This window comes from Pseudomonas spelaei (genome assembly GCF_009724245.1).
GTDB classification, from domain to species: Bacteria; Pseudomonadota; Gammaproteobacteria; order Pseudomonadales; family Pseudomonadaceae; genus Aquipseudomonas; species Aquipseudomonas spelaei.
Genome location: NZ_WNNK01000012.1, coordinates 163,010 through 187,815, shown reverse-complemented (window position 1 = coordinate 187,815; position 24,806 = coordinate 163,010). Strand labels below are relative to the sequence as shown.

The window sequence follows — 24,806 nt, the reverse complement described above, 5'->3', positions numbered from 1 at the left end:
AATCCCTTGCGTCTTTCCCGTTTCGCATCACTCAGTGGTAGTCGGTTACCGCACCAGGCGCGTGGTTGACATTACTTTACGGGGGGCATGCCTACCCAACGTAAAGGACTACTCCAATGCCAAACCCAACCGAAAACATTCTGAAGAAAGCCGTAGACGCACAGTTCCTCACTCGCCCATCCCTGCGCTCAGTTGTCACCCGGATGCTGACCGACTCCCTGAAAGAACAATTCCCTGCCCTGTCCAATCCTCTTTCTGATCTTTGCCTGGCACTGCCCCGCGACGGTGGCGGCCGAGCCCTGCATCCACTCCTGAAGGTGGCGCTCAAACATATTGCCGACGGCAGCCTTCCCGACCTGTCAGTGCGCGACAACCTTGATGGCTATCTGAGTGACGCCACCGGGACCCGCCTCACCGCACCCACCAATGGTCATGCCCCCTATGACCTGAACGTCGTCGAAGCCCTGATCCGGGAACTGCCCTTGATTCTGTTTGTCGGGTTTCAAGATGCACTGACCGAGTACTGGGGACAAGACAGCAACGCCGGCGGCAGCCGCTGGCACTGGTTTGCCGGGTTGCTGCAAGGCATGCTGAGAACCTCGGCTATTCGCCAGTCTGGCGACAATGCCCAGCAGCTGCAGATACTCAGCACCTTGGCCAATTACCCCACCCGGGAAGCCAGAGCAGGCCTGCCATGGCCCGACAATTCGATCCACGCCTACACCCTGGAAACGCAGCTGATCCGTGAAACCTCCACGCTGACATTGCAGTCCAGCGCGATCCTGGTGGTCAGCGGCCAGCGCGTGTGGTTGTGTTCCTTGTCAGGTCAGGTCGAGTCCTACGCCAGCCTGGATGCATTCGGCCAGGCATGGGGCGAGCGCATGGGGCAGCAGTTCATTGCCGATAAAATCACCTGGCACTTGTACGAACCCGACGGCGATATCTTCGAAGTGCAGGCGGCACTGGCCTTCAATCAGCAACTGGAAGATCTCGCAGCCATACCACTGCCTGCCGGTACCTCCATCGAAACCGTAGAGCAACTGTTTGAGTCGATCACCAACCCGGCCACTTTGTTTACCGGTTCGCCACGCACACCCGTCGACACCTTGTCGCCAATCCAGGCCGCCCTCCCCGACTGGCTGCGAAACGCCTCGCCTGCCCACCTCGCGGCCTATCGCCAATGCCTGATCGAACAGGCCAGCCTGAGGCACCTGACGCGGGGTGAAGGCTACCTGGATGGGCTGGACGATATCCGCACCTATGCCGCCAGCCACTTGGACCACCAACTGTGCCTGGAGCAAAACGCCGTATTGCACGGCACACGCACTTGCACCGACGTTGCGCAAGCACGGTACAAGGCCGATGACCTGGAGCTGACCTTCCATGTGCCCGTGGGCACGCTGCAAAGTGGCTACATTGAAAAGGTCACGATGAGCCTGGTCGACCTGACCCTGAAAAACCTCTCGGGAAGACCCAATGGTCGCATGACCGTGCGCCACACCGGTGGCCAGGAGATCGAAGCGTGGCTGACTGCGGAGTACGTGTTCCAACTGGTCCAACGGGTCGATGTCGGTCGAAACTACCCAGCCTATATTCAACAGGCACTGCTGAGCGGCACTGAAGAGGCCAAAAAGCGCGAACGCCTGTTCTGCGGGCAGCGACCTATCGAGCTGAAAACCCAGGCACTGGAACACACAATAAAGGCTGAAGCCGGGCTTACGCTACGCGGCTTTCGCTGCGTCCAGGCCGTGGTCTGCACCCAGCGTACAGAGCGCTGGGTCGGCGCCGATGAAATCGTCATGCGCGCGCTCGCCTTTCAACGCAAACCCGGCGCCAGGGCTGATGTGGTGCAGAACATGTTCATCATCGAACCACGCAACACGCAGTCCGGGCCACACCTGCTCTATCGCCCAGCCTATCGCGAAGCGCTGCTGGAGTTTGCCAGCCGTGACCTTTTACTGGCCGCCATCGCGCAGCCCGGAGCAATCCAGGAAAGTGTACTGGCCTGGCTGACGGATGATGCCAGGGCCATTTACAACAATGGGGGTTTTAAAGAGCCTCACTATGTACGTATCGGCGGTATAGGTTCGGAGTTCGACCCATTGCCCGACGTTCCGAAACCCGCGACGCTGGCCCCTGCCGATGATGAGAGCAACGTTCAGCTCCAACAGGCGCTGAACAGCGGCCAACTGATGGACTACCTGTTTGTGTCCGAAGCCCGCCAGCTTCTGGATCAGGCCGACCGGGAGTCAACCTCCAACGCCGAAAGCCGATGGGCGTTGATTCTGGAAGGCGTACAACTGGGCTTCAACACCTTGTTGATGCTGGTGCGCGGACCGTTGGCGGCAGTCGGCTGGCTCATGCAACTGGCGCTGGGCCTCAAACAGGACCTGCCCGCGCTGGAGAGCGAAGACCCCACGGCCAGGGAACTGGCGTGGGTTGACCTGCTGCTCAACCTCAGCATGGTCTTGCTGCACCATGGATTGCCGACCGAAGCATCAGGCCGGCCGGTAGTCGAGTCCCTCCCACGACTGCCATTCAGGCGTGCGCCCGGCCAGGCGATCAGCCGCCCTCCTGTAATTGCACGGGGAGTGGTCGGGCTGCCCTCCGAACCGCCCGGTGGCGGCCGAACCCTGCTGGACTTTGACCGTTCCCTGGCCGGCGATAGCGCATCGGCGCGGTTGCTGGAAAAGCTGCTTGAGGTCAACGTGCGCTGGCCTGAGCCGGCACCGAAACCCATCGCCATTGGAGATTTCAGGGGGCTGTTCAAGATCGATAACCTTTGGCATGCCTCGGTGGGAGGCCTGCTTTTCCGGGTCAGGGTCGTACCCGGCTTTGTCGAAGTCTTCATCATTCATCCCGACAAGCCCAACCACCCCGGAATCAAGCTCAGCACCGATGGCAATGGCCACTGGACCCTGGATCGCGGGCTGAAACTGGCAGGAGGAGGCCCCAAGCGCCTGGCGGCCTTGCGCGAGGAGAATAGCCGTAAAACAGAACAGTTGCAGGTCCGGATGCAAGCGCTCAACGTCGAGATCACACCCCCGATGACCGAATTCAGGGCATCACTGGCTCGAATGAGCACCGCCCACACGAACCTGACCAAACAAGCGGCTACGTTGAAACTGGTCTGGAGGCTTCTGGAAAATGCCACTGGCACACAGCAGTCGACCCTTGAAACGCGACATCAGAGCGAAATGCACAACTACGCGACGCTGCGTGCCCAGTATGAAACGCTGCTGGAAACCCTGCAGGAAAGGCACGCACAGTTGCTACCCTCACGCCACGAACTGGTCAAGGTCGGCCAGGAACTGGAAAAGTACGGGGGAGCCGGCAGCCATGTCCAGGACCGGGCAAAAACCCTGAGGACACTCTGGGACGAACAACTCACCCTCCATATCTATGAGATTGCCTGGGCCGATACCCTTCGATTTACCGACCGTGGCGAACCAATGACTCAGTTGATTCAACGGATGCTGCTGGAAAAACAGCTCGGGAACTCTGCCGCCTATGATGAACACGTTGCCAAATCGATCGCGCTGGCAGACATCCAACAGCACATGGCCGTCAACACCCGCAGCATGGAGACTACCCTTGAGCTTTTGGAGCAGGACTCGATGGCTGGACGTGCAATACGTGAAGAGCTGCTGGCAACGATCAAGTCACCGCAACAGTTTTTCCCGGAGAACCTGAAAATCAACGCGCTGATCCCACTGTCGTGGGTAGCCGTTGAACTGTCGGTCGTTGAACGATCCCCACTGGAAGCGCTGTACATCGAGCACGCCGACCATTCCAGCCTGAGCCAATCCCTGCTGTCCCATATCGAGGTGCGCAGCAGCAGCGGCTACCCTCTCGATGAACAGCGTCAGGTGTACAACACCGTTCTCGATAAGTACCGCAGCTATGAAGGTGCCATTGGGGCCCTCAAGCTGGTCAACCCCAAACGCCTGAACCCTGTGGCCGAGCGACTGTTGAATGAGCTGCGATACGCCAGGGCGCTGGCCGAAAGCGAGCTGGAAACCGTGGTACGCAGGCAGGAAGAACTGGAGGTCGAAGCATCGCGATCAAAGAACCTGCGACCCAAGGCACCGACAAAGCGCATCTTCAAAACCCGCAAGCGAAAATACTTCGTCGGCGACCTCAAGCCAGCCGATGGCAAAATCACCCATGAGCATTTCACCATCACCAACCCGGCTGATGGACAAACCGTTGCCTCGTTCGAGCAGCAGGCTGGCGAATGGGTAGAGATTACCGAAGAAGTCACGACCGAGCCGCAACCACAAACACGCCCACTGGCAACACTCAAGAGCCTGGGTCAGAAACTGATCCAGCAGCGCACGGATATCGAACGCGTCATAACCGCCCAACAGCAGCAACTGGAATCGCCCATCACCCGGCAAGCGGTCAACCCGGGCGACTGGGATGAACTGCTCACCGGGCAAGCCAAAAAGCTGACGGATCTGGCCGACGAAATCACGCGCGAGCACCCCGGCCAACCCTCGGCACAGGACCTGATCGACGACTACAAGGCACATGCCAGAGACATGCAGCGAATGGCCCAGCGGATCTGCAGTGATGCTTACAAACGGCAGTGGCCAACACTGGAAAGCCTCGACTATCTGTGGCGCCATAAAGAGGTTGATATCAACCTGACGAGCCTGGCGGATCCACAGCGCCCCACCCTCAGCGGCGATTTTTTCACTGAATATGCCGTGTATGACAAAGCACAAAAGCCTCCGACCGTGTTGTGGTATGGCCACTTCCACTACGCAGCGGCCGATGCACCCCCTGCCCGCTATACCCGAGCGCACCTGAAACTACCCAGCCAGCGCAAATACACGCAAAAAGACCTGCTCAAACAACACGTGCAAGCGTGGTTGCACAGTCAGCAGGAGCCGGGGGCCGAGCCCATCGAGAAAATCCTCTATGTGCTGATCGCACCGCCCCAGGATCAACTCTTCTTAGCCATCGCGCCCGCACCGCAATCCACGACGCACTGACCGCAGCCTGAATAAAAATGCCCGACGATTTGGCGTCGGGCATTTTCTTCAAGCGAGCCGTCTCAGCGGCATGGCGGGGTCGGCTCAGTGGGCAAACAACGAATTACCCTTCTGCCCCGCCAACTTCTCGGGCTTGATCAGGAACCGCGCCAGCGCCGGTAGCAGCCACAACGCGCCGAACATGTTCCACAGCAGCATGAAGGTCAGCATCAGCCCCATGTCGGCCTGGAACTTGATAGCCGAGAAAATCCAGGTGGCCACGCCAATCGCCAGGCACAAACCGGTGAACAGTACGGCTTTACCGGTGGATTTGAGGGTCTGGTAATAGGCTTCCTGCAACGGCAGGCCGGCCCGCAGGAAACTCTCCAGGCGGCTGTAGATGTAGATGCCGTAGTCGACACCAATCCCCACGCCCAGCGCCACCACAGGCAAGGTCGCGACCTTGACACCGATGCCCATGAACGCCATCAGCGCGTTGCCCAGCACCGAGGTCAGCACCAGCGGCAGCACGATGCACAGGGTCGCCGCCCACGAACGGAAGGTGATCATGCACATGGTCGCCACACACAGGTAGACCAGGATCAGGATGGTCAGCTCGGCCTCCTTGATCACCTCGTTGGTGGCCGCTTCGATGCCGGCGTTACCGGCGGCCAGGATAAATTCCAGGCCGTCCTTGTTGTTCTCCTTGGCGAAGTCCTGCACCGCATGCACAGCGCGGTCGAGGGTTTCGGCTTTGTGGTCGTTGAGGAACACCAGTACCGGTGCCAGGGAGCAATTGTTGTTGTACAGGCCGTCGGCGCGGGCGATGGAGTTGTTCAGCACGTCCGGGTTACGCGACAGGGTTTCCCATTTCAGGTTGCCTTCGTTCATGCCCTTGATCATCTGCTTGGACACGGTCACCAACGAGATGGCCGACTGCACGCCCTCGGTGTTCTGCATCTTCCACATCAACTGGTCGATGGGCGCCATGGCTTCGTAGCGGGAGCAGCCTTCGGCCTTGGTCTTGACCATCACCACCAGTACATCGGAGCTGGTGGAGTAGTTGTTGATGATGAAATTGTTGTCCTTGTTGTAGCGCGAATCCGGACGCAGCTCCGGTGCGCCCTGGTCGAGGTCACCGATTTTCAGGTTCTGGCTGTACCAGAGGCCGCCACCGAAGGCGATCAGTGCCAGGAAGACCGACACCGGGGCGACTTTAGGACTGGCGAACTTCGACAGCAGGCGCCAGAACGGATGCTCGCGGTGTGCGTCCTTCTTGCTGCGCTCGATGGCACGCTTGCTGATGCCCACATAGGAAATCGCCACCGGCAGCAGGATCAGGTTGGTGAACACGATGACCGCTACACCGATGGAGGCGCCGATGGCCAGTTCACGGATCACGCCGATATCGATGATCAGCAAGGTGATGAAGCCCACCGCATCGGCGAGGATCGCAATCATCCCCGGCAGGAACAGTTGACGGAAGGTCCGTCGGGCGGCGGTCAGGGCGTTGTCGGCATCGCTGGATTGCAAGGCGATACCGTTGATTTTCTGCACGCCGTGGGAGATACCGATGGCGAAGATCAGGAACGGCACCAGCATCGAGTAAGGGTCCAACCCGAAGCCGGCAGCGTGCATCAGCCCCAATTGCCAGACCACCGCCACCAGTGTGGTAATCAACACCGCGATGGTGCTGCGGATACACCAGGTGAACCAGTACAGCAGCACCAGGGTGATGACAAAGGCAATCCCGAAGAACAGCACCACCATGATCAGGCCATCGATCAGGTCGCCGACTTTCTTGGCGAAACCGACGATATGAATCTGCACATTCGGGTTCTGGGCTTCGAACTTGCTGCGGATCTTGTCCTCAAGCTCGTGGGAGAACTTCTGATAGTCCAGGGCCAGCAACTTGCCCTGGTCTTGCGGGTCCGGGTAGGACTCCAGCAGCGGGATATCAACGATGCTCGATTTGAAGTCGTTGGACACCAGCCGGCCGACCTGCCCGGACTTGAGCACGTTGTTGCGCAACTGGTCGAGGCTTTCCGGGGAGCCGTTGTAGCTCTGCGGAATCACTTCGCCACCGGCAAAGCCTTCTTCGGTGACTTCGGTCCAGCGCACGCTGGGGCTCCACAGCGACTTGAGGCCGGAGCGGTCGACGCCGGAGATGTAGAACACCTCGTCGTTGATCTGACGCAGGGTCTCCATGTATTCCTTGGTGAAGATGTCGCCGTCCTTGGCCTCCACCGAGATCCGTACCGTGTTGCCCAGGTTCGCCAGGTCGTTACGGTGCTCCATCATCTTCTCGATGAAGGGATGCTTGAGGGGGATCATTTTTTCGAAGCTGGTGGACGGCCGGATCAACGTTGCCTGCCAGAACAGGAACACACTCACCAACAGGCAGATGACGATCACTGCCGGGCGGTTGTTGAAAATCAGGCGCTCGAGAAACGTGGCCTTGTCGTTGTGATGACTACTCATTTGATCCCCGCCTTCTTATTATTTTGAGAGCTCGGCACCGGTCGACGTGGCGACACGAACGCCACCCTGCCCCACCAGAATCAAGTTGCCGTTGCCCGCCGCCGTGACCGCCGATAACGAAATACGGTCCGGGCGATTGAATACGCTGAAGGTCAGGCCATCGTCGTGGCTCACCACCACGCTGCCACCGTTACCGACCACCACCAGTGAACCGTCGTCCAGCAGAGTCGCCCCTGACAAGCCAAACTCCAGGGCGCCACGGGCGGCATTCAACTCCACCGGCTCCCAGGTGCTGCCGAAATCGGTGGAGCGAAACAGGTTGCCGCGCAGGCCGTAGGCCAACAGGGTCTTGGGCTGGGCGGTACCGATCACACCGAACAACGAGCCTTCATAGGGGCCTTCGAGTTTTTCCCAGGTTTGCCCGTCATCGCCGGAGCGGAACATGCTGCCCTGTTCGCCTACGATAAACAGGCCGGCGTCTTTCACGTAGGCGATGGCGTTGAGGTGATATTGGTCTTCGTTGTCCAGGCGGTCGCTGACATCGGCCCAGGTCTTGCCGCCGTCGGTGGTCTCGATCAGCGCACCGTAGGCGCCCACGGCATAGCCGTTGCTGGCGTCCTTGAACCACACGTCCAGCAGCGGCGCTTCGCGCTTGAGGTCTTGAAATTGTTGGGTCCAGGTGACGCCGCCGTCGGTACTGGCGAGGATCTGGGCGTCATGACCTACAGCCCAGCCTTGTTTGTCGTCGACAAAAAACACGGCGGTGAGCAGTTGGCGGGTCGGCACTTTAGCTTGAGTCCAGCTGGCGCCCTGGTCATCGGAGTAGAGAATGTGCCCACGATCACCGACGGCCACCAGGCGCTTGCCGGCATGGACAACATCGATCATCAGGCTTTTGGCGGCCTTGGCCGACTCAATGGCAAATACCGGCGGTGCGGCGGTATCGCTGGCGGCCTGGGCCGGTATCGACAACGCGACAGCCCCCAACAGCGAGAGCGCTGTAGCCAGCAACGCGACCCTGCGCGCGGCTCGCGGGCGGCAAACCACCCCACCCATGACAGGCTCACTCATAGACCTTTCTCCCATTTATTATTGTTAGGTCGTATTGCCTTCCGCGGGATCTATGGGCCAGGACAGCATCCTGAAACCTGCAATCTAGAGCCACTTAAGGAAGCAGGGCCATCCTATCGGGCTTTGGAATCGTCTGACAATCAGCGCTACGTTATGTTTTGTTAACTAAAGGCCGTGCAGGTGCGGGCTGAATGTAGCGACATTCGCCGGGATGATTCCTCCCGATAATGAATTTTTATTCCATCTATTGAATTTAAGGAATTTTTATTCCATAAATAGCTTTCCTGACAACAATAATCCAAAGGACCACGGCTATGCGCGAACTCGGAATCGGCCTGATCGGCACGGGCTTTATGGGCCGTGCCCACGCCCTGGCCTTCAACAATGCCCGGGCGGTGTTTGAACTGCCGGTGAATCTCAAGCTGGCCGCCCTGGCCGATGCCGACACTGAACGTGCCCAGCGCTGCGCCACCGCCTGGGGGTTTGCCCAGGCCCATGGCGACTGGCAACAGCTGGTCAATGATCCCAAGGTCGACCTCGTCGCCATCACCACCCCCAATCACTTGCACTACCCCATGGCCATGGCGGCCCTGGCGGCGGGCAAAGCGGTGTACTGCGAAAAACCCCTGGCGGTCAACCTCGAACAAGCCGACGCCATGCGCCGCGCCGCCAGTGCCGCCGGGGTGGTGACGCGGGTCGGTTACAACTATCAGCACAACCCGATGATCAGCCTGGCTCGGCAGATGATCGACCGCGGCGAGCTGGGCGAGATCATCAGTTTCCAGGGCGAGTTCAGTGAAGACTTCATGGCTGACCCGGCGTCGCCCTGGTCATGGCGCTGCGAAGTGGGACATGCCGGCGGTGCCCTGGCGGACCTGGGCAGCCATTTATTGTCCATGGCGCGTTTTCTGGTGGGGGATGTGCAGAGTGTCTGCGCCGATACCCAGACCGTGCACCGCCGCCGCCCCGCCACGCCAGGCAGTACGCAACTGCGGGAGATCGCCGTGGACGATCAGGTGCATGCCCTGCTGCGCTTTGCCAACGGCGCGCGCGGGACAGTCAGCAGCAGCTGGCTCAAGCATGGGTACAAGAACCACCTGAGCTTTGAAATCAGCGGCACCCAGGGAACGCTGGCATTTGATCAGGAGCGCTTGAATGAGCTGCGGCTGTTTCGTGTAGGGCAGGACGGTTTCCAACGCTTGCTGGCCGGTCCCGCCCTGCCCGGCTATGCGGCGTTCAGCCCGGCTGCGGGGCATCAGTTGGGCTACAACGAGCTGAAGACGCTGGAAGTACAGGAACTGATCATGGCGCTGGCCGGCCAGGGTGTTGACGGCACCGACTTTGAGGCGGCGTGGCAGGTTGAGCGGTTGGCGACGGCGATTCGCGTGGCGGCGCGGGAGGAGCGCTGGGTCAAGGTGAGTGAGGTCTGAAACTCAGCGGTGATCCCATGTGGGAGCCGGGCTTGCCCGCGATAGTGTCACCTCGGTGTAACTGATACATCGAGGCGTCTGCATCGCAGGCAAGCCAGCTCCCACACGGGATAATCGGTGCTGTTAGCGCAACGCCCTGCGCAGCACCTTGCCCACCGTGGTCTTGGGCAATTCGGTGGTGCGGAACTCCACGTACCGCGGCACCTTGTACCCCGTCAGGTATTCCCGGCAGTGGGCGAGGATCTGTTCCTGGGTCAGGCTCGGGTCCTTGCGCACCACGATGATTTTCACCCGTTCACCGGTAACGCCATCTTCCACGCCAATCGCCGCCACTTCCCCAACCCCCGGATGCAGCGCCACCACGTCTTCAATCTCATTGGGGTACACGTTGAAACCCGAGACCAGGATCATGTCCTTCTTGCGATCCACGAGACGGATGTAGCCTTGCTCATTCATCACCCCGATATCGCCAGTGGACAGCCAGCCCTCGGCATCCAGCACCTCGGCGGTTTCCGCCGGCCGCTGCCAGTAACCCTGCATCACCTGCGGGCCACGCACTTGCAACTCACCTGGCTCGCCGACCTCCGCCAGTTCACCGTCCTCACGGATAAACCGCACCCAGGTCGACGGCAACGGCACGCCGATGCTGCCGGTGAACTCCATCTCACGCATGCGTGAGATATCGATGGGACTGATGCTCACCACCGGCGAGCACTCCGTCAGGCCGTAGCCTTCGATGATCGGCAGCCCGGTGACTTCCTTCCAGCGCTTGGCCACGGCGGTGTGGGTTGCCATGCCGCCGGCAATCACCAGCCGCAGGTCGGAGAAGTCCCGCGCGCAAAACTCTTTGTTTTCCAGCAAGCCGTTGAACAACGTGTTGACCCCGGCAATGCCATTGAAGCGCTCCTTGCGCAGGATCATCTGCACCCGCTTCACGTCCCGGGGGTTGGCGATCAGGATGTTGCGCCCGCCCAGGCACATGAACATCAGGCAATTCACCGTCAGGGAAAAGATGTGATAGAGCGGCAACAGGGTGACGTTGGTTTCCTGTTTGTCCTGATCCAGTTGGTCACCGACCCAGGCCTTGGCCTGCAACAGGTTGGCGATAATGTTGCGGTGACTGAGCATCACGCCCTTGGCGTCCCCGGTGGTGCCTCCGGTGTATTGCAGGAAGGCCAGGTCTTCGCGGTCCATCGCCACCGGAAGGTAAGTCTGGCCTCGCCCTTGTTTGAGCACCTGGTTAAAACGCACCGCACCCGGCAGGTTGAAGCGCGGCACCTGTTTCTGCACGCTGCGCAGAATGAAGTTCATCGCCGCGCCCTTGAAGGTGCCGAGCAAGTCGCCAATGGCGGCCACCACGATGCGCTTGACCGCGCTGGCGGCCACGACCTTTTCCAGGGTGTGGGCGAAGTTCTCGAAGATCACCAGGGTCTCGGCGCCGCTGTCCTTGAGCAAGTGCTGGAGTTCGCGGGCGGTGTACAGCGGGTTGACGTTGACCACCACCGCGCCGGCGAGGATCGTACCCAACAGGCAGATCGGGTACTGCAAGCAGTTGGGCATCATCAGCGCCACGCGGTCGCCCTTTTTCACCCCCTGGGCCTGCAGCCAGGCCGCGAACGCAATGCCCTGGACCTGCCAGTCGGCGTAGGTCATCTCGGTGCCGATGCTGACGTAAGCCACGCGCTCGCGAAATTTATGCAGGTGTTCCAGGAACACCTCGCGCAAGGACGGATAGTCTTCGATCCCGGCCTCGATATCCGCTGGCACGCCGGGCAGATAAGCGTCCAGCCAGATGCGTTCTGTTTGTTCCAGGCTTACAGCGTTCATGGCAGTCTCCTTGTTGTTGTTTTTGGCAGAGCTACTTTTCGACGATGGCGGTGATGCCCAGCCCACCGGCTGCGCAGATCGATATCAAGCCACGCCCACCGCCGCGCTGATGGATTGCCTTGGCCAACGCCGCCAGCTGTCGGCCACCGGTGGCGGCGAACGGGTGACCGCAGCCCAGGGAGCCGCCATTGACGTTCATCCTGGCGCGGTCGATGACGCCCAACGGCGCATCCAGGCCCAGGCGTTCACGGCAGTAGTCGGCGTCTTCCCAGGCCTTGAGGGTGCACAACACCTGGGCGGCGAAGGCTTCATGGATCTCGAAAAAATCAAAGTCGGCAAAGCTTAGCCCTTCGCGCTTGAGCATGCGGGGCACAGCGTAAGCCGGAGCCATCAACAAGCCTTCGCTGCCGTCGACAAAATTCACCGCCGCGGTTTCACCAGTACGCAGGTAGGCCAACACCGGCAGACCGTGCTCGACAGCCCACGCTTCGCTGGCCAGCAGTACCACCGAGGCACCGTCGGTCAAGGGTGTGGAGTTGCCCGCCGTGAGGGTGCCATTTTGACGGTCGTAGGCCGGGGACAGCCCGGCGAGTTTTTCCAGGCTCGCGTCGGCGCGCAGGTTGTTGTCCCGAGCCAGCCCGCGATAAGGGCTGATCAGGTCGTCGAAGAAGCCGCGTTGATAGGCCGCATCCAGCCGCTGGTGACTGGTGAGGGTCAATTCGTCCTGAGCCAGGCGTTTGATCTGCCAGCGCTTGGCCATTTCTTCGCAGTGCTCGCCCATGGACAGGCCGGTGCGGGGTTCGCCATTGCGCGGCAGCAGCGGCTTGAACAACATCGAAGGCCGCACGCTCAACAAGCTGCGCAATTTAGCCCCGGTGCCCTTGGCGCGGTTGGCCGCAAGCAAGGTGCGGCGCAGGGATTCATTAATGCCGATGGGGGCATCGGAAGTGGTGTCGGCGCCGCCGGCAATGCCCACTTCAATCTGGCCGAGGGCGATTTTGTTGGCCACCAGCAAGGCCGCTTCCAGGCCGGTGCCACAGGCTTGCTGTAGGTCATAGGCTGGGGTTTCGGGGGACAGCGTGGTGGACAGCAGGCTTTCCCGGGCCAGGTTGAAATCCCGGGAATGCTTGATCACGGCACCTGCGACGAACTCACCGAGGCGTTGGCCGTGGAGGTTGTAGCGGTCGACCAGACCTTGCAGGGCGGCGACCAGCAAATCCTGGTTGCTGTCGTGGGCGTACACCGTGTTGGAGCGGGCAAACGGGATGCGGTTGCCGCCGATAATCGCGACGCGACGGGTCGGCGCGGGGTTGAAGCTGTAGTCACTCATGGATGGCTCTCATTCTGGAAATCAATACGTAGCCCTCGTCATCATCGTCATCATGTCGTCGTAGCAGCTGTCGAGCGCCAGCGAGGCTGCGTATGGCAGCAACTCGGTTTCAGCGCCCGGCGCAATGGCAGTGGCGTGGCCATACGCAGCCTCGCTGGCGCTCGACAGCTGCTACGGGGGTTATGGGGGTTACGGCGGCGGATGATTGTCATCTGGCAGTCCAGATAAACAGGCCGCGCATATGGGGTTTGTCACCCGCGAGGTTGCGCACTTCAAACTCGCGGCGCGGGCCGGTCACCGGGGCATTCCACAGGGCGACCTGCCCGGGCAGGAAGATCGGCAGTTTGAAATCGCAATGGGCTTCGGCAGTTTCCAGCCCACCCGGTGGTTGCTGGGCAGCCAGCGCGCGACCGAGGGTCCACATGCCGTGGGCGATGGCCCGGCGAAAGCCGAACAACCGGGCGCCGATCACCGAGGTGTGAATCGGGTTGTAGTCACCAGAGACCTTGGCAAAACGCCGTCCCAGATCGGCAGGCAACACCCAGCGCTGCGTGCGGGCCAGGCCTTCAGTTTCCAACGGCAAACCGTCGCTCCACGGTTCACCCACCGGCGCTGCAACATCACGGCGCAAATACAGGCTGTCGCTCTCCCACACCAACGCTCCTGCGCTGTAGGCACGAGTGGCGATGCTCAGGGCCTGGCCCTTGGGATGGGCGACCCAGCGCTCGCAATACACCTCCAGACGCAGGGCCTGGCCCTCCTCCAGCCGCTGATGCTGACGAATGCGATTGGCCAGGTGCACCATGCCGCTGGCGGGGTAGGGAAAACTCGGTCGGGTCAGCAGCATCAAGTGCAACGGGAACGCCAACACGTGGGGATAGGACAGTGGCACCCCTTGCTCGCGACGAAAGCCACAGGTCCGGCCGTAAGCCGCGATACCCGCGGCGGACAGCTCCACCGCCGAACGCACCAGCCGTTCTTTCGGCAAGGTCGGCGCGCCTTCAAGCTTGGGTTTACGCAAGGCGCGTACGCCATCCCACAGCAGTTGGTTGCGGGACGGCGGCGGGTCGATAATCTGCGTCACGTACTCCATAGTCAGGCTCCCAACAGGCTTTGGCCGCAAACCCGCACCACCTGACCGTTGACGCCACCGGACGCCGGGTGCGCGAGCCAGGCGATGGTTTCCGCCACATCGATAGGCTGGCCGCCCTGGGACAGGGAGTTCATTCGCCGCCCGGCTTCGCGAATCATCAGCGGGATCTTCGCGGTCATCTGGGTTTCGATAAACCCGGGAGCCACGGCATTGACGGTCACCTGCTGCTGCGCTGCCCGAGGCGCCAGGCCCTGGACCAGGCCAATCACCCCGGCCTTGGAAGTAGCGTAATTACTTTGCCCCAGGTTGCCGGCGATCCCGGAAATCGACGAGACGCAGACAATCCGCCCACCCGGTTTCAATCCCTGCCCTTCCAGCAACGCCGTACTGAGCTGCAACGGTGCGTCCAGATTCACCGCCAGCACACTGCGCCAGGCGGCTTCGGTCATCTTGGCGATGGTCTTGTCCCGGGTGATCCCGGCGTTGTGCACCACCACGTCAAAGGCACCGTGCTCGCTGACATGGGCCTGCAATTTCTGTGGGGCGTCGGCGGCGGTGATATCCAGCACCAACGCCGTACCACCCACGCTATTGGCCGCCTGCTGCAGCGACTCCTGCGCTTGTGGCACGTCCACGCACACCACCTGCGCACCGTCACGGGCCAGGACCTGGGCAATCGCCAGGCCAATGCCTCGGGAGGCGCCAGTGACCAGGGCGCGGCGACCACTGAAGGGTTTGTCCCAGTCGATATCGGTAGCTTGATCGACCGCTTTTTCCAACCGCACCACCTGCCCCGACACATAAGCCGAACGCCGTGACAGGAAGAATCGCAGGCTGCTTTCCAGCGCGCTTTCGGCACCCGGTGCCACATAGATCAACTGCACTGTAATCGCTCGACGCAACTCCTTGGCCAATGAACGCACCAAGCCTTCCAAGGCACGCTGTGCGATGGCTTGAGGCAGGGCCTTGCACTGTTCGGGGGCGGTGCCCAGCACCACCACGCGTGCGTGCTGCACCAGGCGCCGGGCGTTGGTGTGGAAGAATTCGTAAAGCTCATCCAACTGTTTGAGGTCGGCGATCTCGCTGGCATCAAACACTGCGCCCTGAACCTTGACCGTAGACGGCGCCTTGATCGTCGCCGGTTGTGCGGTCACGGTGTCGGTGGCGCTGAAAATCCGCTGCACCTCACCCCTCAGGCGCCCTGCTCCCGCGACAATCACTGGATTGGCCAAGCCTTGCTGGCCGGTGCGATGACGCTGCAACGGCAGCGGTTGAGGCAACCCGGCGGTCTGGGCGAACCAGCGTCCCCACGGGGAATTGACGAAGGATAGGTAGCTGTCACTCATGGATAGATTCACTCACAACACTGTCCTGCCCTGGAAACCCGATCCATGTGGAAGCTGGCTTGCCTGCGATAGCATCACCTTGATGTAACTGATGCACCGAGTCGTCTGCATCGCAGGCAAGCCAGCTCCCACACTGACCCACTATTTAGTTAACCGATGCGTTTTCGCCTTGGTTCACGCGCTTTTTCACACTGGGCTTGGCCGCCTGTTCCAGCGCCTGCTGACGCTGCTGCAACGCCTCCAGCAATCCGAAGTCCTGTGGGAAGTCGTCCACCTGGATACCGTGATCGGCATATTCCACATAGCGGCCCAGCAGCGTGTCCTCGTCGTCGCTGATCAGGTCCTGTGCCCGCGCCTTGATGCGCCAGGCAGTAAACGCGGTGCCAGAAATCGGCATCGGTTCGATCAGGCCCTGCTTGACCGCCATCTTGAGACGCGCATCAATGACTTCCACTTGTGGCAACAGGCGCAACGCCAGTTCGCCGTAGGCCAGCTTGTCGATTTCCGGCCGTGGCACGTAGGAGTTGGCCAGCAGGCGGTCGCGGGTTTCGCCCGGGATTTGCACCAGCTCGGCCACTTGGGCGAGCAATCGATCCGAGGGTTTGCGCTGGGGGATGCCGAACGGAAAACTCAAGCCACGGACCACCGCTGCCGCCGGTTTCGACGGGTAGTTGTCGAGCACTTCCGCCAAGGCCTCATGAGCACGCAACAACGCGTCCTGCGCCGCCCAATGCACCAGCGGCAAATCCGCCTGGGGCCGACCGTCGTCCTCGAAGCGCTTGAGTACGCAGGAGAGGATGTACAGCTGGGACAGAATATCCCCCAGGCGCCCGGTGATACTTTCCTTGCGCTTGAGGGCACCGCCCAGCACGCCCATGGAAATATCGGAAATCAACGCCAGCACCACCGACAGACGATTGGCCTGGCGGTAGTAGGACGCCAGGGCCGGCTCGGTCTTGCCCGGCACGGAAATCAGCCGCCCGCCCGTCAACGAATGCACCGCAGCCCGTACGGTATTGGCCAGTACAAAGCTCAGATGACCGAACATCGCGCTGTCGAAATCCACCAACGCCTTGCGCCGATCAGTGTTGCGTGCGGCTTCCATCTCGCGGAACACATAGGGATGGCAACGAATCAGGCCCTGGCCGTAGATGATCAGGCAGCGGGTCATGATGTTCGCGCCTTCCACGGTGATGGCGATGGGGCTTTGCTGATAGGCCCGGGCCAGGAAGTTGTTCGGCCCCATGCAGATGCCTTTGCCGGCCACGATGTCCATGCCGTCGTTGACGATGATCCGCGCACGTTCGGTGACGTGGTATTTGGCAATCGCAGAAATCACCGACGGCTTTTCACCGGCATCCAGGGCCGCCACCGACACCTTGCGCACCGCATCACAGGCATACAAATGCCCGGCCATACGGGCCAGCGGTGCCTGCACCCCTTCGAACTTGCCGATGGGCAGCCCGAACTGTTTGCGCATCGCCGCATAGGCCGTGGTGCCGCGTACCGCGACCTTGCCCAGGCCGACGTTGGCCGACGGCAGGGAAATGGCGCGCCCGGCGGCCAGGCATTCCATCAACATGCGCCAGCCATTGCCCACTTGTTCCCGGCCGCCGATAACCCATTCCAGGGGAATGAAGACATCCTTGCCAGTGGTAGGACCGTTCTGGAACACCGCGTTGAGGGGCCAGTGACGGCGGCCGCTGTTCACGCCCGGATGAGTCGTCGGGATCAGTGCACAGGTGATGCCCAGGGAACCGGGCTGGCCCAGCAGGCCGTCCGGATCTTCGGCGCGAAACGCCAGGCCGAGTACCGTGGCGATCGGGCCGAGGGTGATGTAGCGCTTGTCCCACGTGACGCTGAAGCCCAGCACTTCCTGGCCTTCGTGCATCCCTTTGCAGACGATGCCCAGGTCAGGAATCGCCCCGGCGTCGGAGCCAGCATACGGGCTGGTCAGGGCGAAGCACGGGATGTCTTCGCCCCGGGCCAGGCGTGGCAGATAGTAATTGCGCTGGGCGTCGGTACCGTAGTGCAGCAGCAGTTCGGCCGGGCCCAGTGAATTAGGCACCATCACCGAAATCGCCGCCGCCGAGCACCGGGTCGACAGCTTCATCACCACCTGGGAGTGCGCGTAGTGGGAGAAGCCTTTGCCGCCGTATTGCTTGGGAATGATCATCCCCAGGAAACCGGCGTCCTTGGTGTACTGCCAGCCTTCAGGCGACATGTCTTGCCAGATCTGGGTGGTTTCCCAGTCGTTGGCGATGTCGCAGAGGGTTTCCACTTCGTTATCGAGGAAGGCTTGTTCCTCAACCGTCAGGCTGGCCGGTGCGGCTTGCAGCAGGCGCTCCCAACGGGGTTTGCCACTGAAGAGTTCGGCGTCCCACCACACGGTCCCGGACTCGATGGCAGCACGTTCGGTGTCGGACATCGCCGGCATGATCGTGCGAAACAGGCCCAGGGCCTTGTTCGTCAACAGGCTGCGGCGCAGGGGTTTGATCGACAGCAACAGCGCCGGTAACACCAGCAGCAGCATCGTGACCGTGGCACCAAAACCTGCCACGGCGTTGAACAGATAACCACCCGCCAACCAGATCAGGCCGGCGCCCAGCCACAGGGTGGCAGCGGCTTGTCGATACGCCAGGGCAATCGCCGCAGCGAGTCCCACCAATAACCAGATAACCATGGAGATACCTCACTTGATTCAGGGCGTAGCCAATACGGAGGCAGATCGAGAAGACCTGCGGCGTAAAACCACACTACAAACTTGGAAAGATAATTTCAAATTATGTTTTTAAATTTATATTTAATGCTTTGACGAAAAAATAGCGGCTGAACGGGTCAGCCTTGTTGTTCAACAGGAAAGGAGAATGGAACGAGTGCCTGGTTAACCCCGCGGAGCGAGCATCAAGATGCGCTTGATACCCTCTCCCCGGTTGCCTTGGACGACTTCAGAACTTGTAGGTGGCCGACAGGCTGACCACGTCACCCGAGGACTCGGCAGTGCCGTCCAGTTGGGCTGCGCCCAGTCGATCGACGTTCTTGGTCTTGAGGTTGACCTTTTGCACGAACTGATGCGAGTACGCGCCATCAATGGTCAGGCCTGGCACAGCCTTGATGTCATAACCGGCGCCAAATGCCAGGAAGTAGCGATCACCGTCCGGAATCCGTGGGTCACGGGTGGAGTTGCGGGTCGGTGTCTGGTCGTACGCGACACCGGCACGCAAGGTGAGTTGGTCAGTGGCTTTGTAATCGCCACCAATCGACGTCATCCACGAGTTTTTGTAGTTATACGGAATCGCCACAATGGTCATGCCCTGGGACTTGAGCGTCAGGTCCTGGAACGATGACCATTCGGTCCAGGTAGCGCTCATACCCAACGTCCAGCGGTCGTTGAACTGGTGTACCCAGTCAATGGAAGCCGTGGCCGGGATGTCCAGTTGGGTGCTGGCATGAGCGCCGTCCGGAAACAGCTTGAGCCCTGGGTAAGCCATTTCCACCAAAGTCTCGCCGTTGGGCCCTATCGGGTTGGTCATGGCGTTACGGCCGATGGCATCGGTCTTGAAGTTGTATTTACCGGTCATCTTGTTTTTGATCTTGGCGTGATAGTTCAAGCCAAGGGTGTCTTGCAGGGTCGGTTTCCACACTACGCCCGCAAACCAGCCAACCGAGATGTTATCGACTTTTACCCGGATCAATGACTCACCGACCCCTGATGGAAACGCGGAACCTCCCAGGCCAGGAGAGACCGCCGCTGCCGCCAGCAGATCAACGTTCTGGCTGACGAAACCTTGGCTACGCTGAACAATTGCACCGCCGCCCACAGAGAACTCGTCATTGACCTTGAACGACAAAGAACCGGTAAGGCCGATAGTTTCAATTTTGGTGTCAACCGCGAAGTCGCGAAATTTCGAGTCTTCACTCCAAGTGGTACGCATCCCTTGTGGCACAACCTGGCTTAAGCCGAAGGCAAAGCGGTCGCCCATGGGAATGACCAGAAATCCAGTAGGCAGCCACGCGGTGAACCCACCCTGCCCACCGTTATTATTGTTGAGCGTGGGATCTCCCATCGTGCCCTGGTCATCAAGAACAGGTGTATTGGTCACGGGGTTACCCGCGTAGTCATAAGCCTGGCCGCTGTATTTAATCTTGACCCGGGCGTAATCGACCGTTTGTTGTGCAATGGTCGAATCTATGAACGCCATGGCCGCCGGGTTGTTATAAGCGGCACTTGGGTCGTTCTTGAACAGTGAACCACCACCAAAGGCACGGCCCCAGCCTGGTGCGCCATAAGTGGGGGTGGAAAAACCACCCGCCTGTGTCGGTGTGGAAGTCATCAGCCCTCCCAGCAATGCCAGCCCTAGCAGGGTGCGAGCGTGTTGTTTTTTATTATACATTTTTTACCCCTTGTTATTATTCGCGACCAACGCTATCCAGAGTCCCATGCACCGCTAAAATCAATATTCAGATACGCTAACTTTTAAGACCTACCAACTTCTTGCTCCCAACACTTCTCAGTTAGCGATCGAAAGCGAGGGCAATACAATTTCCAGGGAGACCACTGTGCAGTTCCCGGACAGCGCTTGATTAGATACGGTCAAGCGCTTGCTCACATTATTCCAGTTAATATTCATTGTGCCGAACCCGCAATTCGTAGCCGGCAAGATGCCCTTGATAGTGAATCCCACCTCAGATAAATAACCGGAAGTCAGGGAATCGGCCCTCAGCGGCCATGACAAATAGTTGGCCTTCAACAACCCGCAAACACCAGCACCGGTAATGCTGACCCCGGTAATCCTCGGCTCCGTAAACTCGCCGATACTTCCATTCACACTGATGCCACATGTCACTGGCGAACCAAAAGTAGTCGGCGTTTTTATGGTGATTGTACCGCCCGCACCGGAGAACATTCCTGGGGGTACAAAACTCGCTGCACTGGCCATATAAGTTGCACTACTAAACCCGACCAATAGTGCTCCATTTATAATTATTTTCGACAGGCCGTTCATGTTCAGTCCCTCGAACGATCAACATCATGTTTATCGTTGACCGGCGCCTCTTGCGAGGCACCGGTCTTTTAACGGGTGATCAACCCTTTACGGAGTCTTGCAGGTATTAATTAACCGACAGCGTTGGTGCCACAACGCTCAGCGACACCACGGTGCAGTTGCCGCTCAGCGCTTGACTGGCAGCCGAGAGGGTTTTAGTGCCGGCTGTCCAAGCGACGGCAATAGTGGTTGGACCGCAGTTGGTGGCAGGGATCGAGGTGATCTGATAGCCGACGTTGGTCACAGTCCCGGTGGTAGGAGACGCCGCAGTCAGCACCCAAGGAATGTTGGTCAGCTTAGGCAGACCGCACAGACCGCCACCGGTCAGTGTTGCACCGTTGATCGAAGCCACGCCACCGCTAACGTTGCCGGTAAAGGTAATGCCGCAGGTCACGGCGGCACCGAAGGACGAAGGCGACTTCACTACAATGGTGCCCGCATTCGTCGAGAACGGACCTTCCGGCGAGACCGAAGCAGCAGTCGCCATGGAAGCGGCGCCAAAACACATTGCGAAAGAAGTTGCACAAACGAGGGTTTTCAAGCTTTTCATTGTTTTTCCTCACATGTATGGCGAATCATTTCGCCGGGGGGTAATGGCCATGATCGAGAGGTCACGGTGAAACTGCAGAACTTCCCTTTCCAGCCAAATTTCAATTCAGTTACCGCTACAACATTCGAATACGCTTACTCGACGACCTTGAAGGTCGGCGGCATTTTGATCGACACCGTTTTAATCGTGCAGTCTTCGCCGATGGGCACGTTTGCAGCTTCCAACTTGCCAGTGGCGTTATCCCAAGTTCCATCGGCGGTGGATGGGCCGCACTTGCCACCCAGGCCGAACGCATGCACGTCGACGCTGATTTTTGACATCGAGCCACTCTTGGTATCTTTGGCCACCAATATCCAGGGCAAGTTTGTCGCTTCGACCCGACTGCACTTGAGGCCGCCGTCGAACACGACTTTGTCGACACTGACCGACGCCCCATCCGCCGCCACCTTGCCGGCCACTTTGATGGTGCAGTCGGCGCTGATGAGGGCGCCTTTGGAAAAACTGATAGGACCCTGGGCGGTAAACGCGCTGCCGGCGGGTTCGATACGTGCAGCAGCCTGGGCCTGGTGATAGACAATAAGACCCAGTGCAGCCAGCACAATATGGGTGGTGAACTTGGCAGTGGTTTGCATGGTTGACGCCCTTCCCTTGGTTTTATTTTTGTTCGGGTCAAACAACTTTCGTGCAACTAAGCAGTACTCGAAACCGGCAAACCTGGGGCGATAAAAACCTGCGCGATACACAGATCCCGAGTACTTCAACAACGTTCTACTTCACATCAGAAACTACTGGTGTTGCCGTACTTCTCCAGCATCTTCAAGCGTTTTGGCGGGTGGATGTTGGCCAATGTCACGTCACCCGAATAATGTTTGAGTACCCGGTGATCCATCCGGCGGCGCCACAAGTACGGCACATACGCCCAGACAATCATGCTCGCGTAGCCATAAGGCAGTTGGGGTGACTCATCAAAGTGGCGCAAGGATTGATAACTGCGCGTCGGGTTGGCGTGGTGATCGGAATGACGCTGCAACTGGAACAGAAAAATGTTGGTGACAATTCGATTGCTGTTCCAGGAGTGCCGAGGCGAGCAACGTTCATAACGACCGTTAGGCAATTTCTGGCGCATCAAACCGTAGTGCTCGACGTAGTTCACTACTTCCAGCAGCGAGAAGCCGTAGACCCCCTGAATCACCAGGAACGGAATCACCCCCATCCCCAGCCACGCGATCATCGCGCCCCACAACACCACGCTGTACATCCAGGCACTGAGCACACCGTTCTTCCAATGCCAGACCGGCAACCCCAGTTTGCGCAGACGCTCGCGTTCCAGGTTCCAGGCCGAGCGCGCGCTGAACCATACCGAGCGTGGCAGGAAGGCCCAGAAGCTCTCCCCCAGCCGCGAGCTGGCCGGATCTTCCGGTGTCGCAACACGGACGTGGTGGCCACGGTTATGTTCGGTGTAGAAGTGGCCATAGAAGGTCGGTGCCAGGGTGATCTTCGCCAGGATGATCTCCAACAGGCGTGGCTTGTGACCCAGCTCATGGGCTGTATTGATGGCAATCCCGGTGGCGGCGCCGGTGGACATGGCCATGCCCAGGTAAGTGAGCCAACTGACTTCGCCATGCAACTGTGTGCGGGCGGTGATGAAGCGGGCGGTTTGCGCCATCCAGCTGGACGGATCCATCGAAGCGGTAGCGTGCAACAGGCCACCACTGATGATCCAGTCGATGCCGCTGACCGCCAGCCAACCGGTAATGATCACCGAAGAGATGACAAACAGGACGCCGGTGTAGACGATCCAGCGATAGTAGCTTTGGGATTCAAGACCGCTGACGGCGGATTCCGGCGGGTTGCTGACATCTTCGCCCAACAGGCCGTCGATCAGCGGGATCAGGCCGAAGATCACCAGTACGCCGACCCACCATAATTGTTGTACCCCGGTGGTAATGGCGAGGGCGCCGGAGAGCAACGGAGTAGCCAGGGGCATGATGCCGAGCCACCACAGGTGGCGCTTGCCGTCAGTCCAGACGTGCGGGGCTGCCAGAGTCTGATTCATGGCAACCTCCGGGCGCTTGGCGCTACGCGGCATGGCTGGGAAGCAAAATGAACAGTGAACAGGTTCAAGGAGCGATGACTGCTCCAGGAAATCAACCATGCGATAAAAGACGTTTTTTTCATTATTTTATTCGCTCTTAGGCACTTCAAAAATCATTTCAAAACAAACATTGAAATATTTTTTTAAATAAATAGCGCGTAATCGTTAGGTCGTCAACTACTTTCTCGAGCCCTTTCAAGCGTGACCGTACAGTCTCTTTTTCATCTATCTGGTCAGGTGTCTAGAGCAAGCGTTGAGGACTATTGAGCACGCCGTGATTGTCACAATTATTTGCTCGCCTGGGCAAAGGGCGGGTGCAGGATCGTGGCGTTTTGCGCTGGCCTGGCACGCTTGGCCACCTGCTCGACCAGCGCCGCAACGCGCTCCGGCACGGTGATCGGCAACATATGCCCGGCCCCATCGACCAATTGCAGTTTTAGCCCCGGTACCTTGTCCGCCAGGGCCTGGCCATGCTTGCGAAAGTCCAGCGCCTTGTCCTGTGAGCCATAGATCAGGCCCATCGGCAGACTGAGTTGCGGGTAACGCTTGACCATCTCCGGCAGGTAATCGTTGACCAGAGCAATCTCGCTGGAGGCGGCATAGAAGTTATCCGGGCGCATGCCCAGCAAGCCGCCGCCACGGGTGGCGAAGTCATCCGGGGCGACCTCGGGCGCAAACACCCCCTTGACCACCGAGCCTTTGGTCAACATCCCCAGGGGCGCGGCAAGGGTGTGCGACACCCAGCGCCGCAGCCATGCCGGGCGCACTGCGAGTGACCAGAACACCAGCGGCAACATGGGTTGGGGATGAGTCAGCGGCGCCACCAGGATCACACCTGAAACCGCGTGGGGATGATCGAGGGCCAGCGCCAGAGAGATTGCACCGCCGAGGGAATGCCCCAGCACCAGCGGTTGGCCCAGGTCCAGGGTCTTAATAAACGTCGCGACTTGCCGTGCCTGGGCCGGAAGGTCCGCCGGCGTGCCTTTATGGCGCGTGGAATAACCTGAACCCGGTCGATCGAGGGTGATTACCCGGAAATGCTCACGCAACTGCGCCGACAAGGCATAGGTCAGGTTACGGCTGCTGCCCATCAAGCCGTGGATCATCACCAGCGGCGGGCCCTTGCCCTCTTCTACATAGTGAAAGCGCTCGCCATCGACCTCCAGAAAGCGCCCGTTGATCGGAACAGCCGCTTCGATACGCCGCGTCATCCAGGCACTGATGCCCCATAACACCGCACTGGCTCCCACAAACACACCCGCAGCAACAACCCATTCAACAGCCATAGCTCGGTCCTCTGCTTCCCTGTGCTTGGAGGTCGACCGGAATTGATCGAGCCCCCAGCCAATCGTCCACACCCTGGACCCTGCTGCATGCGTAACACGCTCGTCCGTCGGACAGCTCGCACCTGAGGAACTGGTTCGTAGCGTAGGCGATATTTTTCAGGCACATTATTTAAAATGTTTTTTAAAATAATTAATTCAATTTTTCTTTGCAATGGTGTTCTATCTGTTTGTGGCGAATCAGCTCGCCCAAGCCATAACAAAAACAGGAGCCAA

General features: G+C 59.7%; 15 protein-coding genes. 2 read left to right on the top strand and 13 right to left on the bottom strand.

Going from position 1 to position 24,806, the window contains the following annotated elements; genetic code table 11:
- The first annotated feature begins 116 nt into the window (after positions 1-116).
- Entirely contained in the window at positions 117-5,000 is a 4,884-nt protein-coding gene (locus GNF76_RS16060) for a dermonecrotic toxin domain-containing protein (protein ID WP_155584124.1), read from the top strand.
- A gap of 84 nt (positions 5,001-5,084) precedes the next feature.
- On the opposite strand, the gene GNF76_RS16055 is transcribed toward GNF76_RS16060, so the two are convergent.
- Both GNF76_RS16055 and GNF76_RS16050 read right to left on the bottom strand, forming a co-directional pair.
- Positions 5,085-7,460 carry an efflux RND transporter permease subunit gene (locus tag GNF76_RS16055; protein WP_155584123.1) on the bottom strand — a complete coding sequence of 792 codons (2,376 nt, stop codon included), beginning with the start codon at positions 7,458-7,460 and terminating at the stop codon, positions 5,085-5,087.
- An 18-nt stretch (positions 7,461-7,478) separates the two neighbouring features.
- Positions 7,479-8,516 (bottom strand): WD40/YVTN/BNR-like repeat-containing protein, encoded by a 1,038-nt coding sequence (locus GNF76_RS16050; protein ID WP_178123364.1) that lies wholly within the window; start codon positions 8,514-8,516, stop codon positions 7,479-7,481.
- A gap of 329 nt (positions 8,517-8,845) precedes the next feature.
- Here GNF76_RS16050 and GNF76_RS16045 point away from each other — a divergent pair, with 329 nt between their 5' ends.
- A complete protein-coding gene (locus tag GNF76_RS16045; RefSeq protein ID WP_155584121.1) occupies positions 8,846-9,961 on the top strand; it encodes a Gfo/Idh/MocA family protein in 1,116 nt (371 codons plus the stop codon).
- 123 nt (positions 9,962-10,084) lie between these two features.
- Here GNF76_RS16045 and GNF76_RS16040 read toward each other — a convergent pair whose 3' ends face one another.
- The 11 genes from GNF76_RS16040 to GNF76_RS15990 all read right to left on the bottom strand — a co-directional run bounded on the left by GNF76_RS16040 (position 10,085) and on the right by GNF76_RS15990 (position 24,533).
- Complete coding sequence (locus GNF76_RS16040; RefSeq protein WP_155584120.1) at positions 10,085-11,788, bottom strand: AMP-binding protein; 1,704 nt, start codon at positions 11,786-11,788, stop codon at positions 10,085-10,087.
- Positions 11,789-11,819: 31 nt separating this feature from the next.
- On the bottom strand, positions 11,820-13,118 hold the full coding sequence (locus GNF76_RS16035) for an acetyl-CoA C-acetyltransferase (RefSeq protein WP_155584119.1): 1,299 nt from the start codon (positions 13,116-13,118) through the stop codon (positions 11,820-11,822).
- Between the two features lie 208 nt (positions 13,119-13,326).
- Positions 13,327-14,211, bottom strand: a complete 885-nt coding sequence (locus GNF76_RS16030) for a MaoC/PaaZ C-terminal domain-containing protein (RefSeq protein ID WP_155584118.1) — start codon at positions 14,209-14,211, stop codon at positions 13,327-13,329.
- A 2-nt stretch (positions 14,212-14,213) separates the two neighbouring features.
- On the bottom strand, positions 14,214-15,557 hold the full coding sequence (locus tag GNF76_RS16025) for a 3-oxoacyl-ACP reductase (protein WP_155584117.1): 1,344 nt from the start codon (positions 15,555-15,557) through the stop codon (positions 14,214-14,216).
- A gap of 145 nt (positions 15,558-15,702) precedes the next feature.
- Positions 15,703-18,240 (bottom strand): acyl-CoA dehydrogenase, encoded by a 2,538-nt coding sequence (locus tag GNF76_RS16020; RefSeq protein WP_155584116.1) that lies wholly within the window; start codon positions 18,238-18,240, stop codon positions 15,703-15,705.
- A gap of 265 nt (positions 18,241-18,505) precedes the next feature.
- Complete coding sequence (locus GNF76_RS16015; RefSeq protein ID WP_155584115.1) at positions 18,506-19,951, bottom strand: outer membrane protein transport protein; 1,446 nt, start codon at positions 19,949-19,951, stop codon at positions 18,506-18,508.
- Positions 19,952-20,068: 117 nt separating this feature from the next.
- On the bottom strand, positions 20,069-20,563 hold the full coding sequence (gene praB, locus GNF76_RS16010) for an alkane oxidation protein activator PraB (RefSeq protein WP_155584114.1): 495 nt from the start codon (positions 20,561-20,563) through the stop codon (positions 20,069-20,071).
- Between the two features lie 106 nt (positions 20,564-20,669).
- Entirely contained in the window at positions 20,670-21,152 is a 483-nt protein-coding gene (praB, locus tag GNF76_RS16005; RefSeq protein ID WP_155584113.1) for an alkane oxidation protein activator PraB, read from the bottom strand.
- A gap of 134 nt (positions 21,153-21,286) precedes the next feature.
- Complete coding sequence (gene praA, locus GNF76_RS16000) at positions 21,287-21,784, bottom strand: alkane oxidation protein activator PraA (RefSeq protein ID WP_155584112.1); 498 nt, start codon at positions 21,782-21,784, stop codon at positions 21,287-21,289.
- Between the two features lie 146 nt (positions 21,785-21,930).
- Positions 21,931-23,208 carry an alkane 1-monooxygenase gene (locus GNF76_RS15995; RefSeq protein ID WP_155584111.1) on the bottom strand — a complete coding sequence of 426 codons (1,278 nt, stop codon included), beginning with the start codon at positions 23,206-23,208 and terminating at the stop codon, positions 21,931-21,933.
- A gap of 326 nt (positions 23,209-23,534) precedes the next feature.
- Positions 23,535-24,533 (bottom strand): alpha/beta fold hydrolase, encoded by a 999-nt coding sequence (locus GNF76_RS15990; protein ID WP_155584110.1) that lies wholly within the window; start codon positions 24,531-24,533, stop codon positions 23,535-23,537.
- Positions 24,534-24,806 lie beyond the last annotated feature (273 nt).

What these genes read in the sequence shown, in the direction of transcription:
- GNF76_RS16060 (WP_155584124.1), top strand. Translation starts at nt 117, where the DNA reads ATGCCAAACCCAACCGAAAACATTCTGAAGAAAGCCGTAGACGCACAG.
- GNF76_RS16055 (WP_155584123.1), bottom strand. Translation starts at nt 7,460, where the DNA reads ATGAGTAGTCATCACAACGACAAGGCCACGTTTCTCGAGCGCCTGATT.
- GNF76_RS16050 (WP_178123364.1), bottom strand. Translation starts at nt 8,516, where the DNA reads ATGGGTGGGGTGGTTTGCCGCCCGCGAGCCGCGCGCAGGGTCGCGTTG.
- GNF76_RS16045 (WP_155584121.1), top strand. Translation starts at nt 8,846, where the DNA reads ATGCGCGAACTCGGAATCGGCCTGATCGGCACGGGCTTTATGGGCCGT.
- GNF76_RS16040 (WP_155584120.1), bottom strand. Translation starts at nt 11,788, where the DNA reads ATGAACGCTGTAAGCCTGGAACAAACAGAACGCATCTGGCTGGACGCT.
- GNF76_RS16035 (WP_155584119.1), bottom strand. Translation starts at nt 13,118, where the DNA reads ATGAGTGACTACAGCTTCAACCCCGCGCCGACCCGTCGCGTCGCGATT.
- GNF76_RS16030 (WP_155584118.1), bottom strand. Translation starts at nt 14,211, where the DNA reads ATGGAGTACGTGACGCAGATTATCGACCCGCCGCCGTCCCGCAACCAA.
- GNF76_RS16025 (WP_155584117.1), bottom strand. Translation starts at nt 15,557, where the DNA reads ATGAGTGACAGCTACCTATCCTTCGTCAATTCCCCGTGGGGACGCTGG.
- GNF76_RS16020 (WP_155584116.1), bottom strand. Translation starts at nt 18,240, where the DNA reads ATGGTTATCTGGTTATTGGTGGGACTCGCTGCGGCGATTGCCCTGGCG.
- GNF76_RS16015 (WP_155584115.1), bottom strand. Translation starts at nt 19,951, where the DNA reads ATGTATAATAAAAAACAACACGCTCGCACCCTGCTAGGGCTGGCATTG.
- praB (WP_155584114.1), bottom strand. Translation starts at nt 20,563, where the DNA reads ATGAACGGCCTGTCGAAAATAATTATAAATGGAGCACTATTGGTCGGG.
- praB (WP_155584113.1), bottom strand. Translation starts at nt 21,152, where the DNA reads ATGAAAAGCTTGAAAACCCTCGTTTGTGCAACTTCTTTCGCAATGTGT.
- praA (WP_155584112.1), bottom strand. Translation starts at nt 21,784, where the DNA reads ATGCAAACCACTGCCAAGTTCACCACCCATATTGTGCTGGCTGCACTG.
- GNF76_RS15995 (WP_155584111.1), bottom strand. Translation starts at nt 23,208, where the DNA reads ATGAATCAGACTCTGGCAGCCCCGCACGTCTGGACTGACGGCAAGCGC.
- GNF76_RS15990 (WP_155584110.1), bottom strand. Translation starts at nt 24,533, where the DNA reads ATGGCTGTTGAATGGGTTGTTGCTGCGGGTGTGTTTGTGGGAGCCAGT.